The organism is Streptomyces atratus, from assembly GCF_014648655.1.
Lineage (GTDB): Bacteria > Actinomycetota > Actinomycetes > Streptomycetales > Streptomycetaceae > Streptomyces > Streptomyces atratus.
Map to the genome: position 1 here is coordinate 261954 of NZ_BMRN01000008.1, position 14019 is coordinate 275972.

8 protein-coding genes are annotated in these 14019 nt (G+C 70.8%); 5 read left to right on the forward strand and 3 right to left on the reverse strand.

The window, feature by feature from the left end:
- Positions 1–7: 7 nt before the first annotated feature.
- The 4 genes from IEZ15_RS16745 to IEZ15_RS46405 all read left to right on the forward strand — a co-directional run bounded on the left by IEZ15_RS16745 (position 8) and on the right by IEZ15_RS46405 (position 5484).
- A complete protein-coding gene (locus IEZ15_RS16745) occupies positions 8–1267 on the forward strand; it encodes a sensor histidine kinase (protein ID WP_189277647.1) in 1260 nt (419 codons plus the stop codon).
- Positions 1264–1959: a response regulator gene (locus IEZ15_RS16750; protein WP_189277649.1), complete on the forward strand. Its 696-nt coding sequence runs from the start codon at positions 1264–1266 to the stop codon at positions 1957–1959. The genes IEZ15_RS16745 and IEZ15_RS16750 overlap by 4 nt, the downstream gene beginning before the upstream one ends.
- A gap of 164 nt (positions 1960–2123) precedes the next feature.
- Entirely contained in the window at positions 2124–5279 is a 3156-nt protein-coding gene (locus tag IEZ15_RS16755; RefSeq protein ID WP_189277651.1) for an efflux RND transporter permease subunit, read from the forward strand.
- Between the two features lie 73 nt (positions 5280–5352).
- A complete protein-coding gene (locus IEZ15_RS46405) occupies positions 5353–5484 on the forward strand; it encodes a hypothetical protein (protein ID WP_373302575.1) in 132 nt (43 codons plus the stop codon).
- A 17-nt stretch (positions 5485–5501) separates the two neighbouring features.
- Here IEZ15_RS46405 and IEZ15_RS16760 read toward each other — a convergent pair whose 3' ends face one another.
- From IEZ15_RS16760 to nadA, 3 genes are all read right to left on the reverse strand, one after another.
- Positions 5502–10556, reverse strand: a complete 5055-nt coding sequence (locus IEZ15_RS16760; RefSeq protein WP_189277653.1) for a tetratricopeptide repeat protein — start codon at positions 10554–10556, stop codon at positions 5502–5504.
- Complete coding sequence (locus IEZ15_RS16765) at positions 10546–11952, reverse strand: esterase/lipase family protein (RefSeq protein ID WP_189277655.1); 1407 nt, start codon at positions 11950–11952, stop codon at positions 10546–10548. The genes IEZ15_RS16760 and IEZ15_RS16765 overlap by 11 nt, the downstream gene beginning before the upstream one ends.
- 195 nt (positions 11953–12147) lie before the next feature.
- Positions 12148–13356 carry a quinolinate synthase NadA gene (gene nadA / locus IEZ15_RS16770; RefSeq protein WP_189277656.1) on the reverse strand — a complete coding sequence of 403 codons (1209 nt, stop codon included), beginning with the start codon at positions 13354–13356 and terminating at the stop codon, positions 12148–12150.
- A 222-nt stretch (positions 13357–13578) separates the two neighbouring features.
- Here nadA and IEZ15_RS16775 point away from each other — a divergent pair, with 222 nt between their 5' ends.
- Positions 13579–13935, forward strand: coding sequence for a HesB/IscA family protein (locus IEZ15_RS16775; protein WP_030933606.1), 357 nt, complete (start codon positions 13579–13581; stop codon positions 13933–13935).
- Positions 13936–14019 lie beyond the last annotated feature (84 nt).

A 14019-nucleotide genomic window follows, 5' to 3' on the forward strand; every position in this document is an offset into this window, starting at 1 on the left:
GCTTGACGTGACCACCCTCGGAACCGGGGTTCTGCGCATCCGGCACTGGCTGCGCGACCATCCCCTCGCGCTGGACACCGCGCTCGCCCTGGCCGTACTGGTGGCCATGATCATCGGGTCGTTCGTCCGCCCGGGCGTACCGAACGGTCCCACCTTCGGCGCTCGCAGGCCCGAGCCGAGCGGTGTGGTCCTGATGGTGCTCGGTGCCGTGGTGCTCATCTGGCGGCGGCGCAGACCCATGGCGGTGCTCGCGGCCACCGCCGGGCTGACGGTCGTCGAGCTGGTGAGGTCCGACCCGCCCGCGCCCGTGGTGATGAGTACCGTCATCGCGCTGTACACCGTCGCCGCCCGCACCGACCGGCCCACCACCTGGCGGGTCGGTCTGCTGACCATGGCCGCGCTGACAGCCGCCGCGATGTCCTTCGGTGCGGCGCCCTGGTACAGCCAGGAGAACTTCGGCGTTTTCGCCTGGACCGGCATGGCCGGCGCCGTGGGGGACGCCGTACGCTCCAGGCGCGCCTTCGTCGACGCGATCAGGGAGCGCGCCGAACGGGCCGAGCGCACCCGTGACGAGGAGGCCCGGCGCCGGGTCGCCGAGGAGCGGCTGCGGATCGCCCGCGATCTGCACGACGTCGTCGCCCACCACATCGCCCTGGTCAATGTCCAGGCCGGGGTGGCCGCCCACGTCATGGACAAGCGCCCCGACCAGGCCAAGGAGGCGCTGGCCCACGTCCGGGAGGCCAGCCGCTCCGCGCTCAACGAACTGCGGGCCACCGTCGGGCTGCTGCGCCAGTCCGGCGACCCGGAGGCGCCGACCGAACCGGCCCCGGGGCTCGCGGTCCTGGACGAGCTGGTGGACACCGTCCGGCGGGCCGGGCTTCCGGTCGAGGTGGCCTGCACCGACCGGCGGCCCCCGCTGCCCGCGGCCGTCGACCTGGCCGCGTACCGGGTGATCCAGGAGGCGCTGACCAATGTGCGCAAACATGCGGGCCCCGGGGCGAAGGCCGAGGTGAGCGTCGTACGGGTCGGCGCCACGGCCGAGGTCACCGTGATCGACAACGGCTCGGGCGGAGGCGTCCGCAACGGGGACGGCGGCGGTCACGGCCTCCTCGGCATGCGCGAACGCGTCACCGCACTCGGCGGCTCCCTCACCGCGGGGCCCCGCTACGGCGGCGGATTCCGGGTTCATGCGATCCTGCCCGTCAAGGCCCGCACGGCAGAGCCCAAGGAGCCGGGCGCGGCGGGCCGGACGGGGGAAAACACATGACACCGCCCATCAAGGTGCTGCTCGTCGACGACCAGGCGCTGCTGCGCAGCGCGTTCCGGGTGCTGGTGGACTCGGAGGCCGACATGGAGGTGGTCGGCGAGGCGGCGGACGGCGCACAGGCCGTGGAACTGGCCCGCTCGACGCGTGCCGACGTGGTGCTGATGGACATCCGGATGCCCGGTACGGACGGACTCACCGCGACCCGGATGATCAGCGCCGATCCGGAACTGGCGGACGTACGGGTCGTCATGCTCACCACCTTCGAGGTGGACGAGTACGTGGTGCAGTCGCTGCGGGCCGGAGCGTCCGGCTTCCTCGGCAAAGGGGCGGAACCGGAGGAGCTGCTCAATGCCATCCGTGTCGCCGCGGGCGGTGAGGCGCTGCTCTCGCCGGCCGCGACCAAGGGCCTGATCGCCACCTTCCTTGCGCAGGGCGGCAGTTCGGGCGGTGACGGGCCGAGCGCCGCGGAGTACTCCGAGCGGCTCGCCGCGCTCACCGGCCGCGAACGCGAGGTGCTGGTCCTGGTCGCGGGCGGGCACTCCAACGACGAGATCGCCGAGCGGCTCGTCGTCAGCCCGCTCACCGTCAAGACCCATGTGAACAGGGCGATGGCGAAGCTGGGCGCCCGGGACCGGGCCCAATTGGTGGTAACTGCGTATGAATCGGGCCTGGTGCGCCCCAGGGTGGAGTGACGGGTGGAGATACGGCGTACTCCACCTGCGGTATGCGCGGCATAAAGAAGCGACCTTGGGTCGACGCTTTCGGCTTTGCGGGTGGGTGATCGTATAGATGGGCCGGGTCTGTCCCGCAGCCCCCGCCCATCTGCCGCGCAAGCCACAGAAGAGAGACTCCACCCATGTCCTGGCTGTCCAGATTCAGCCTCGCGCAACGGGCCCTGATCGGGCTGATCTCGATTGTCGCCCTCGTATTCGGAGCGATCGCGATCCCGCAGCTCAAGCAGCAGCTGCTGCCCACCATCGAACTCCCGATGGTGTCGGTGCTCGCCCCCTATCAGGGTGCGTCCCCCGATGTGGTCGAGAAGCAGGTCGTCGAACCCCTCGAGAACTCCATCAAGGCTGTCGACGGCGTCACCGGCACCACCTCGACCGCCAGCGAGGGCAACGCCGTCATCATGGCGTCCTTCGACTTCGGCAGCGAGGGCACCAAGCAGCTCGTCGCCGACATCCAGCAGGCGGTGAACCGCGCCCGCGCCCAGCTTCCCGACGACGTCGACCCGCAGGTCATCGCCGGTTCGACGGACGACATTCCGGCCGTCGTCCTCGCCGTCACCTCCGACAAGGACCAGCAGGCGCTCGCCGACCAACTGGACCGCACGGTCGTCCCCGCCCTGGAGGACATCAGCGGTGTCGGCCAGGTCACCGTCGACGGTGTGCAGGACCTCCAGGTCTCCATCACCCCCGACGACAAGAAGCTCGCCGCCGCCGGTCTGAACGCCGGCACGCTCTCCCAGGCGCTCCAGGCGGGCGGCGCGACCGTCCCCGCCGGTTCCTTCTCCGAGTCGGGCAAGAGCCGCACCGTCCAGGTCGGCGGTGCCTTCACCTCCCTGAAGCAGATCGAGGACCTGCGGGTCACCGGTCAGGACCCGGCCACGGGCAAGCCCGGCGAGCCGGTCCGCGTCGGTGACGTCGCCACCGTGAAGCAGGAGCCGTCCACCGCGGTCTCCATCACGCGTACGAACGGCAAGCCGAGCCTTGCCGTGATGGCCACGATGGACAAGGACGGCAGCGCCGTCGCCATCTCGGACGCGGTCAAGGACAAGCTCCCCGACCTCCGCAAGGACCTCGGAGCCGGTGCCGAACTGACCGTCGTCTCCGACCAGGGCCCCGCCGTTTCCAAGGCGATCTCCGGTCTGACCACCGAGGGCGCGCTCGGTCTGCTCTTCGCCGTCATCGTGATCCTGGTCTTCCTCGCCTCGCTGCGCTCGACCCTGGTCACCGCGGTCTCCATCCCGCTCTCCGTGGTCCTCGCGCTGATCGTGCTCTGGACCCGTGACCTCTCGCTCAACATGCTCACGCTGGGCGCGCTGACCATCGCGATCGGCCGCGTCGTCGACGACTCGATCGTGGTCCTGGAGAACATCAAGCGTCACCTCGGCTACGGCGAGGAGCGCCAGTCGGCGATCATCACCGCGGTGAAGGAAGTGGCCGGCGCGGTCACCTCCTCGACCCTCACCACGGTCGCCGTCTTCCTGCCGATCGGTCTCGTCGGCGGCATGGTCGGCGAGCTCTTCGGTTCCTTCTCGCTGACCGTCACCGCGGCCCTGCTGGCATCCCTGCTGGTCTCGCTGACCGTCGTCCCCGTCCTGTCGTACTGGTTCCTGCGCGCCCCGAAGGGCGCCACGGAGAACCCGGACGAGGCCCGTCGCGAGGCCGAGGAGAAGGAGGCCCGCAGCCGGCTCCAGAAGCTGTACGTCCCGGTGCTGCGCTTCGCCACCCGGCGCCGCATCACCAGCATCGTCATCGCGATCGTGGTGTTCCTCGCCACCTTCGGCATGGCCCCGCTGCTGAAGACCAACTTCTTCGACCAGGGCGAGCAGGAGGTCCTCTCCATCAAGCAGGAGCTGGCCCCCGGCACCAGCCTGGCGGCCGCCGACAAGGCGGCCAGGAAGGTCGAGAAGGTCCTCACCGAGGACGAGGGCGTCAAGGACTACCAGGTCACCGTCGGCTCCTCCGGCTTCATGGCGGCCTTCGGCGGCGGCACCAGCGCCAACCAGGCCTCGTACCAGGTCACCCTGAAGGACTCGGGCGACTTCGACGCCACGCAGAAGCGCATCGACACCGCGCTCGGCAAGCTCGACGGCATCGGTGACACCACCATCGCCGCGGGCGACGGCTTCGGCAGCCAGGACCTCAGCGTCGTCGTCAAGGCCGCCGACGCGGACGTCCTGAGGAAGGCGTCCGAAGAGGTACGGGCCGAGGTGGCCAAGCTGAAGGACGTCACCGACGTCCAGAGCGACCTGGCGCAGAGCGTGCCGCGGATCTCGGTCAAGGCCAACGCCAAGGCCGCCGACGCCGGTTTCAACCAGGCCACGCTCGGCGCGGCCGTCGCCGGAGCGGTGCGCGGCACCCCGTCCGGCAAGGCGATCATGGACGACACCGAGCGTGATGTCGTCATCAAGTCCGCCCACCCGGCCACCACGATGGCCGAGCTGAAGAACCTCTCCCTCGGCCCGGTCGAACTCGGTCGGATCGCCGACGTCGAGCTGGTCCCCGGGCCGGTCTCGATGACGAGGATCGACGGCCAGCGCGCCGCGACCATCACCGCCAAGCCCACCGGTGACAACACCGGCGCGGTCAGCGCCTCGCTCCAGACGAAGATCAACGCGCTGAAGCTCCCGGACGGCGCCACCGCCACCATCGGTGGTGTCTCCGAGGACCAGAACGACGCGTTCCTGAAGCTCGGCCTGGCCATGCTGGCCGCGATCGCGATCGTCTTCATGCTGCTGGTGGCGACCTTCAAGTCCCTCATCCAGCCGCTGATCCTGCTGGTCTCCATCCCGTTCGCGGCGACCGGCGCCATCGGCCTGCTCGTGATCACCGGCACCCCGATGGGCGTCCCGGCGATGATCGGCATGCTGATGCTGATCGGCATCGTGGTCACCAACGCGATCGTGCTGATCGACCTGATCAACCAGTACCGGGCCCAGGGCATGGGCGTCGTCGAAGCGGTCATCGAGGGCGGCCGCCACCGGCTCCGCCCGATCCTGATGACCGCGCTCGCGACCATCTTCGCCCTGCTCCCGATGGCACTCGGCGTCACCGGCGAGGGCGGCTTCATCTCGCAGCCGCTCGCCGTGGTCGTGATCGGCGGCCTGGTCACCTCGACCCTGCTGACGCTGCTCCTGGTGCCGACGCTCTACGCGATGGTGGAGCTCCGCAAGGAGCGCCGCGCGAAGAAGAAGGCGGCCAAGCGCGCGAAGAAGGCGGGCCTGCCCGCCCCGGCCCCCGCGGAGGCGACCGCCTCCGAGGAGCCGGAGCCCGCGAAGGCCTGACCCGCCTGGCATGACGAGGGGCCTGTCCCACACGAGTGTGTGGGACAGGCCCCTTCGGGTTTCCGCTTGCTGCTTGAGCGAGACCGTGGTGGGGGAGCAGGAGCTACGGTTCGCGGGCACCCGGCTCGCCGAGTCGCTGGGGGATACCCTGCGGATCGCGGAGAGCCGGGGCGGGCGGCTGGAGAGCGGCGGGAACGCCGGCTGACGGCGGGGTGGTGAGCGTCAGGCGGCCCCGCTGAGAGCCTGGACGATCCGGAGCCACGTCTCGCCGTGCGGGTGGGCGTGCCGGACACTGAGGGCGAGGATCTCCCTCAGCAGCCGGGCACGGGTCTCCTCGGGTGCGCGGGGGAGGAGCGTGGCCAGCTCGTCCGGTTCGATGTCTTCGACGACCCCCGAGAGCACCATGCCCGCCTGGGCGTGGGCGAGGGAGGACAGGCTGTCGTCGAATACCTGTCCCTCGATGGCCGCCGCGTGCAGCAGCGCGTTGCCGTCCCCGGCTGCCAACGCCCTTTCCACGTACGCCTGGAGGGCGTCGCGGTCCTCGACGAGGCGGTACGCGGCGTCCAGTCCTTCGGTGCGGGCGACGTCGAGGACGGCGACGTGCGCGAGCGGGGTGGCCTCGGACGGCTGGGCCTGGAGGATGCGGGGGTGGTCCTGGAGGAAGACCCGTGACTCCGCCCAGGTGGCGCAGTCCACCCACTCCGCCACCTGCTCAGCGAGGATCAGCGGATCGTAGGCGGCGGTCACGCCGTGGACGAGGACGGCCTCGCGGAGTGCGGCGTGCTGCTGTGCGGTGCGGGGGTCCAGGAGTGCCAGCTCTTCGAGGGCTGTTGCTGTCTCCTCGCTGCTGAGCACTTCAGCATTCCGGGACCAGACATCGCGTGACTGGGGCCAGTTGGGTGCGAACATCCAGGAACTGACGAGGTCCAGAGTCTCCGGCGACAGGGCGAGCCAGGCCGGTGCGGGGGCGAAGGTCTCTTCTTCCCACGCGGTGCGTACGGCCTCGGTGTCGCTGTAGGCGCGAAGCGCCCGCCTGGCCCGTACGGTCACGACGTCCGCGCCGCCGTCCGGCGTGGATTCGCCATCGAGAAAGGACACGAGTTCGCGTACGCCGATCGAGGCCTGGGGGTCGGGACAGTCCAGGAGGAAAACACTCCGCTCGACACCGAGACGCCGGGCGGTCGCGGGGTGGGCGGAAGCGAACTCCGCCACGACCTCGTCGAATTGCCGGATCGCCGAGGCGCGGTCGTCGGTGCGGACGAGTGCCCGCGCCAGGTTGGCGAGAGCGGAGACCAGGTCCCTTTCGAAGGCACCGGGGTTCTCCAGTGCCAGAGTCCGGTAGGCGGCCACTGCTTCCTGCGCCGTGCTCACGGCTCCTTCGGCGTCCTGGTTCCGTCCCAGGTGCTTGCTGAAATTCTGAAGGGCGAGAGCCAGATCAGGAAGGTGGGTGCTGCTGAGTTCGTCGACGAGTCCGCGCAGGAGCCGGACGCCCTCCTCAGCCGGCACCAGGGCTTCCTTCCGGCTGCCGGTGTCGGCGAGGTTCTGTGCCAGAGTGCCGAGTGAGCCCGCGAGAGCGAAGCGGAAGGCGGGCTGCCGTTCGGCGAGTTCACGGTGGAGAGCGACACTTTCCTCCGCGGCTCGCAGTCCCGCCGTCGGGTCCCCGGCCCTGTTCAGGTGAGCGGCCAGGTTGTTGAGTGCCGTGGCCAGGTCCTGCCGGAAGACGGCGGGCTGTTGTGCGGCGAGTACGCGGCGGATGGAGACGGCTTCCCGGCCCGATGCGAGCGCCCCGGAAACATCGCCCAGGGTCACACGGTGGTTGCCGAGGTTGTTGAGGGCCGTGGCGAACTCCGGGAGGAAGGCGCTCGGATCCTCGGCGGCGAGGCGCCCGTAGATGCCGGTCGCCTCCTCGGCGTGGAGCAGGGCTGTCCCGGAGTCACCTGCGGAGACGAGGTGCATCGCGAGGTTGTTGAGCATCGCGGCGAGGCCCGGGAGGGACGCTGTCGGCCGGCTTTCCGCCAGTTCGCGCTGGATGCGTACGGCCTCGCGGGCGAACAGCACCGCTGCCGCCCGGTCTCCCGCGGCGGCCGTCTTGTTGGCCAAGGAGGTCAGGGACCGGGCGAGATCCGGATGGAAGGCGTCCGGGTGCTGCGAAGCGAGCCCGGCGTACAGGCGCGCGGCATCCCGTGCCGGAGCGAGCGCGCCCTCGCGGTCCCCGGTGGCGGAGATCCTGTCCGCCAGGTTGTGGAGGGCGCCTGCCAGCTCGGACTGAAAGGCGGCCGGATGACGCGCAACGAGTTCCCGGCAGATCTCCACCGCCTCCTGCGCGGGCGCGAGGCAGCCCGCAAGGTCACCGACGTCCTCGCGGTGCACGGACAGATTGGTCAGGGAACCGGCCAGGGCGGACCGCAGGACGGCGGGGTGGCGTTCGGCCACCTTCCGGTTGGCCCGGACCGCCGCCTCCGCGTGACGAAGAGCCTCCGCGTGGCTCCCGATGGCCTTGAGACTGCTGGCCAGATTGGTCAGCGCGGAGGCGAGCCGGGCCATGAACTCATCGGGGTGCGACGCGGCGAGCTCCATGTGGATCTTCACCGCCTCCCGCGCGGGCGGTACGGCGGCCCGGCGTTCCCCGACGGCTGCGAGATTCGCCGCCAGGTTGCTCAGCGCGGCGGCGAGGCCGGGGCGGAACGCCGTGGGCGTTCGTGCGGCGAGCTGCCGGTAGATGGCGACGGCGTCCCGCGTGAGTGCGAGCGCCCCCTCGCGGTCGCCGATGTCGCGGACTCGCGGGCCGAGAGTGCCGAGGGCGAGAGCCAGGTCGGGGAGGGACTCGCTTCCTCCCGCGTCGGCAAGGTCCCGTTGGAGCTTGACCGCCTCGCGCGCCGGCGGCAGCGCCCCTTCGCGGTCACCGATGTCGGCGTGCCGGTTGGCGACGGTGACGAGCGTGCGCACCACCGCCGTCCTGAAGACCCCGGGGGAGGCCTGGTCCAGCTCCTTGTACAGAGCGAGCGCCTTCCGCGCCGCACCCAGAGCACCGTCCAGATCCCCCTCCGCCCCGAGCCTCTCGGAGAAGCGATGCAACGCCTGGGCCAGAAACGGCGTCGCGCCCGCCCCGCCCCGCTCCACCAGCCCCCGCAGCATCCCGATTCCCGTCGCACCCGCCCGCGCCGCATGCCGCGCCAGCCCCCGTACCACGTACGGATCGACCGCGCCCCGGTCGCCGCCCACCGCTCGCCGCTCGACGTGTGCGATGAGCGCGGCCAAAGTCACTTCGCCGGCTTCAGAACCCCCTGGCCGCTCGTGCCCCGCGAGATAAGACACGAACTCGCGGTGGTACAGCCGGTACACCGCCTGCCCGTCCTCGGAGTCCTCGACGATGTAGCGGCCGTACGCGGACAGCGCCCAGTCCACGTCGCTCTCGTCGTACGACACGTCACGGCCGCCCAGCGCTCCGGCGACCTCCTCCCACACGCCCCCGGCGGGCATGCCGCGCCCGACCGTCCAGGCCAGCGCGGTCAGCAGATCCCGCGCGGCGGACGGCAGTTCGGTGCCGTCCGCCAGGACCCGCACCGGCCCCGCCCGCAAGTCCTCCTCGAACGCGGCCTCGATGGAGCCGGGCAGACCGGACAACCACTGGTCCTCGTCGACACCACCGGACGCCCCTGCCAGCAGCGAGCCCGTCACCAGGCGCGCGAACAGGAACCCGCCGCCCACCGTCGTGGCACGCGCCGCGACCGCGTCGCCCGCCTCCCGCGCCCGGTCCTTCGGGACGCCGGCCGCCGCGCACCGGCGGAACACGTACTCACCGATGTCCTCCTGCGTGTGCGGCTCCCGCTCCAGGTCCGCCATGGTGACCCCCGTACCGATCAGCCGGGCCAGAGCGTCCGGCAGGGTTTCGTTCCCCTGCCCGTTCTCCTCGATACGGCTGCGGAACGCGCGGTCGCGGGAGGCGAGCAGGACCGGGCCCGTCCGGCTGAGCGGGAAGACCAGTTCCTCGATCACGGCACGGAGGTGCTCGGTGGGTACTTCGTCCAGGCCGTCGAGCACCAGCACCGGCTGCGGGGACAACTCACGGAGCTCGCCCCGGAAGTCGTCCGCGTTGCGGGGTTCCGGCAGCCCGAGTTGCCGGGCCAGCTCCGAGGCCGCCTGGAGAGGGCTCAGGCCTCGCAGATGTACGGAGGCGAGGGAGCGGTCGGGGCGCAGGCCCGGGTCCGGGTCGTCCTCGCGCAGACCCTCGTGCGCCTCGGTCTCCTTGCGCTGCACGGGATCGGTGAGCGTCGCGATCCGGCCCAGCACGGCCGACTTGCCGCAGCCTGCCGGGCCGGTCACCAGGAAGAGCCCGGCCTCGTCCGACTCCAGCCATGCGGCGATCCGGCCCAGCACCTCCTTCCGGCCCGTGAAGAACCAGCCCTCCTCGCGGTACCCGACCCCGCGCGCCGCGAGCATCAGGTGCTCCACCAGCCGGGCGGGGGCCCCGGGCACATGGCGCGGGTTCGGGAAGGCCGGCTGCCCGGTGCCGAGGGTGGCGGGCACCGGTGTCTGGCCCTCGCCGCGCCATCGCTCACCCAGTGCGGCCAGCAGGTCCGGGCCGCTGACCAGCTCGTTGTGGGCGCTCCATGCCGAGCGGTACTCGGTGGTGGCAGGGCCGGCCTTCAGCACCTCCTCCAACGCGGTGAGCAGAGGGCCGCTGCCGTCCGACGTCTCGTTGCGACGACAGCTCGCCATGATCCCGAACCACTTGACCTGGCCGGGCGGCGTGGACATGGCCTCCCAGCGCCGCAGAGCCTTCTCCAGGCCCCGGCCCACCGCGTCCCCCGCGTGGCAGGTGTCGATGATCACCAGGATCTGGTCCGCGCCCGACGCCACCGCGTCATTGACCAGCGTCTCGGCCGAGACGCCCCGCTTGAGGGCGCGTGCGTCACGAATCACCTGCTCGACATCGAGATCCAGGTCGCAGAGCGCGAGGCGCAGTTCGTCGTCGATCAGCACGCCGTGCCCCGACCAGATGATGATCGCGGGCTTCGCCGCCCCTGTCTCCCGCCGGCCCTCGCTCCAGGAGGTGAGGGCCTCGTCGAAGGTCGCCCAGGACGGGTTCCCGCCGCCCACCACATGCGCCGCAATCCCCAGACCCTCCAGCAGTCCGGCGATCCCCTCCATCTGGGCCACCGCCCCGGTCAGCCGGGGAAAGCTCCGTCTGTCGGCATACTCCTCGCACACCACGCACAGCGCCGTCCCCGCCGGCTCGCGTCCGTCGTCACCCGCCGCGCCCGTCTCACTCACCATCGCCCGCCCCGTCCTCCAGTACCAGCACCAGCGCGGTCATCACGACATGGCCCGCGTTCCCTGTACTCACCCGCACCCGGTGCGGCCCGGGCGGCAGCCCGGCCAGGCGTGCGACGTAACGGCCCCCGCCCAGGTTGTTCAGCGTCCGCACCGGTCCGCCGTCGGCCGTCGCGAAGACGGCCACCCGGTCGTGGCCTCGTATGTCCGGCGGGACCGTGGCCCGCAGCTCGTACACCTCACCCTCGACGATCGCGTCCGGGGCGTCCACCACCAGCGGGATGTCCGCGACCTCCGGGCCGCGGTGGACCGGCGGGTCAGGGGTGAGCCAGTTGTAGAGGGCCTGGCGCAGCGCCGTGTTGTTCTGGAGCGAGCCGTGCTTCTCCCAGGGCGTGTACGCGGGCCGCCGAGCCGCCCCCACGTGGGCGCTGGAGAGCCTGGGCACGCGGCCGTCGCCGCCCTCGTCGGCCCCGTCGATCGTGAGCAGTCCGGTCAGCTTCTCGCCCTGGACCTCGGCGGTGGTCGGGGTCGGCTGGAGCACCCCGCTGATCGGTACGTACTCCACTCCGTACGCCGTTCCCGCCCCGGACTCCCGCAGCGCCTCGTGGAAGCGGGCGGCGTCCTTGAGCAGTGCAGCGTCGGTCCCGGGCAGGCCGGTCACTTCGCGGGCGTATCGCAGCGGCTCGCCCGGCGCGGTGATCAGCGCGGCGTAGTCGGGGACGAGCTGGTGGAGGGACGGAAGGCCGCGGGCGAACGCGGTGAGGCCGATACCGGCCGGGCCCACCCCGTTGACCAAAGAGAGCATGGCGTCCAGGGAGCCCCGGTACGGGGTTCCGAGCGTGATCACGCGGCGCGTCACCTCCGCGCCGCCGCACCGCTCCACGTACTGGCGGGTGACCAGGCCGCCCATCGAGTGGCAGACGAAGACGACCCGAGCCTCCGCCCGCTCCGGCGCCGAGGCCCGCCAGCGGCCGAGCTCCTCGTCCACCCGCTCGGCGAGCCGGTCCGCGTTGTAGCGGCAGGACAGCCGCCAGTCGTAGGCGAAGTCGATCAGGTTGGCGGGGTCCGCTTCGTCCTTCTCGCCCCGGCGCCGGAGCGTGAAGTTGTTTTCCAGCCACTCCAGGAAGCCGTCGTAGCCGTCCACGAGCGTCCCGATGCCCAGCAGTCCATGCAGGTCGCGCATCGGACCGAGCGGGCGCACACCGTCGCCCGGGTGTTCGTCGCCCAGGTCCGGGGGCAGCGCCAGACCCTTGACGGACCGGCCGAACGTACGGATCCCGCGGAGGAGGGCCGAGCCCGAGAGGCCCCAGACCTCGTGCCCGTCCGCGTCCGCCAGCCGACTGCCGAGAATGCCCGGGACGACGACCACCATGTCGTCGACCCGGCTGCGAGACGTCATGTGGCGCCGTACCCCCGTGAATGTGCGCTGCTGCCGTGGATAAAGCAGCGTAATTACGCAGAGGGCTGTTCGAGTGCCATATGGAGGAAACCAGGCGGCTCGGGACGTTTCCCTACCTCTACCGAGCGGAAGGCCCGGTCCACCGACCGTCCAGCGGTGGACCGGGCCTCACGGCCATGCCGCGAGCAGTACCCCCTACGGCAGCGCCAGCATCCGCTCCAGCGCCAGCTTCGCGTACTTCTCCGTCTCCGGGTCGACCTCGATCCGGTTGACCGGGTTCCCCTCGGCCAGCGACTCCAGGGCCCACACCAGGTGCGGCAGGTCGATCCGGTTCATCGTCGAGCAGAAGCACACCGTCTTGTCGAGGAAGACGATCTCCTTGTCCTCGGCCGCGAACCGGTTCGCCAGGCGGCGTACCAGGTTCAGCTCGGTGCCGATCGCCCACTTCGAGCCGGCCGGCGCCGCCTCCAGGGCCTTGATGATGTACTCCGTCGAGCCGACGTAGTCCGCCGCCGCCACGACCTCGTGCTTGCACTCCGGGTGCACCAGCACATTGACGCCCGGAATCCGCTCGCGCACATCGTTGACGGACTCGACGGAGAAGCGTCCGTGCACCGAGCAGTGCCCGCGCCACAGGATCATCTTGGCGTTGCGCAGCTCCTCGGCGGTCAGGCCGCCGTTCGGCTTGTGCGGGTTGTAGAGGACACAGTCCTCCAGCGACATCCCCATGTCCCGGACCGCGGTGTTCCGCCCCAGGTGCTGGTCGGGCAGGAAGAGCACCTTGGTGGCCGAGGGCTCCCCCTGCTCGAAGGCCCACTCCAGCGCCCGCTTCGCGTTGGAAGAGGTGCAGATCGTGCCGCCGTGCCTGCCGGTGAAGGCCTTGATGTCGGCGGAGGAGTTCATGTACGAGACGGGTACGACCTGCTCCGCGACCCCGGCCTCGGTCAGTACGTCCCAGCACTCGGCGACCTGCTCGGCGGTGGCCATGTCGGCCATGGAACAGCCCGCGGCCAGGTCCGGCAGCACGACCTTCTGGTCGTCGGTGGTCAGGATGTCCGCCGACTCGGCCATGAAGTGCACACCGCAGAAGACGATGTACTCGGCCTCCGGGCGCGCGGCCGCGTCCCGGGCGAGCTTGAACGAGTCGCCGGTGACGTCCGCGAACTGGATGACCTCGTCGCGCTGGTAGTGGTGGCCGAGGACGAACACCTTGTCCCCGAGCTTCTCCTTGGCCGCGCGGGCACGCTCCACCAGGTCCGGGTCGGACGGGGAGGGCAGGTCGCCGGGGCACTCGACGCCGCGCTCGCTCTTCGGGTCGGCCTCACGGCCGAGCAGGAGCAGGGCGAGGGGCGTCGGCTGGACGTCGAAATCCTGGACGGGGTGGGCCGTGGTCACGTCACGCACCCTTTCTTCTTTGCGGAAAGCCTTTTCGTCTAATTGACGTTATCTATCATATCCGGTTCACGTCACTTTGACGATGGCCATAGTGTCGATGTGACGCATCCCCCCGGAGGGCCGGTGTGCGAGCATGAATGGAACAGGCAAGCGCTCGGCCCGGAATGAATCCGCGGTCCCGACGGTTGCAACGTCGGCAAGCAGTCTCCGTACAACCCGGGAGAGAAGCAGATGTCCGTATCGGACGAGACCACCACCGTGAGCGACGGCATCCTCCTGTCCGACGCCGCCGCAGCCAAGGTCAAGGGCCTGCTGGAGCAGGAAGGCCGTGACGACCTGGCGCTGCGCGTCGCCGTTCAGCCCGGCGGCTGCTCGGGCCTGCGCTACCAGCTCTTCTTCGACGAGCGTTCGCTCGACGGCGATGTCGTGAAGGACTTCGACGGCGTCAAGGTCGTCACCGACCGGATGAGTGCTCCGTACCTGGGTGGCGCTTCCATCGACTTCGTCGACACCATCGAGAAGCAGGGCTTCACGATCGACAACCCGAACGCCACGGGCTCCTGCGCCTGCGGCGACTCCTTCAGCTAGGCCCTGAAGGCAGCGGCAGAACAGCAACACGGCGGCGGCCCCGGATTCCGGGGCCGCCGCCGTTGTCGTACGCAGGGCTCAGGC

Coding starts and splice junctions, on each gene's coding strand:
- IEZ15_RS16750 (WP_189277649.1), top strand. CDS start 1,264: ATGACACCGCCCATCAAGGTGCTGCTCGTCGACGACCAGGCGCTGCTG.
- IEZ15_RS16755 (WP_189277651.1), top strand. CDS start 2,124: ATGTCCTGGCTGTCCAGATTCAGCCTCGCGCAACGGGCCCTGATCGGG.
- IEZ15_RS16760 (WP_189277653.1), bottom strand. CDS start 10,556: ATGGTGAGTGAGACGGGCGCGGCGGGTGACGACGGACGCGAGCCGGCG.
- IEZ15_RS16765 (WP_189277655.1), bottom strand. CDS start 11,952: ATGACGTCTCGCAGCCGGGTCGACGACATGGTGGTCGTCGTCCCGGGC.
- IEZ15_RS16775 (WP_030933606.1), top strand. CDS start 13,579: ATGTCCGTATCGGACGAGACCACCACCGTGAGCGACGGCATCCTCCTG.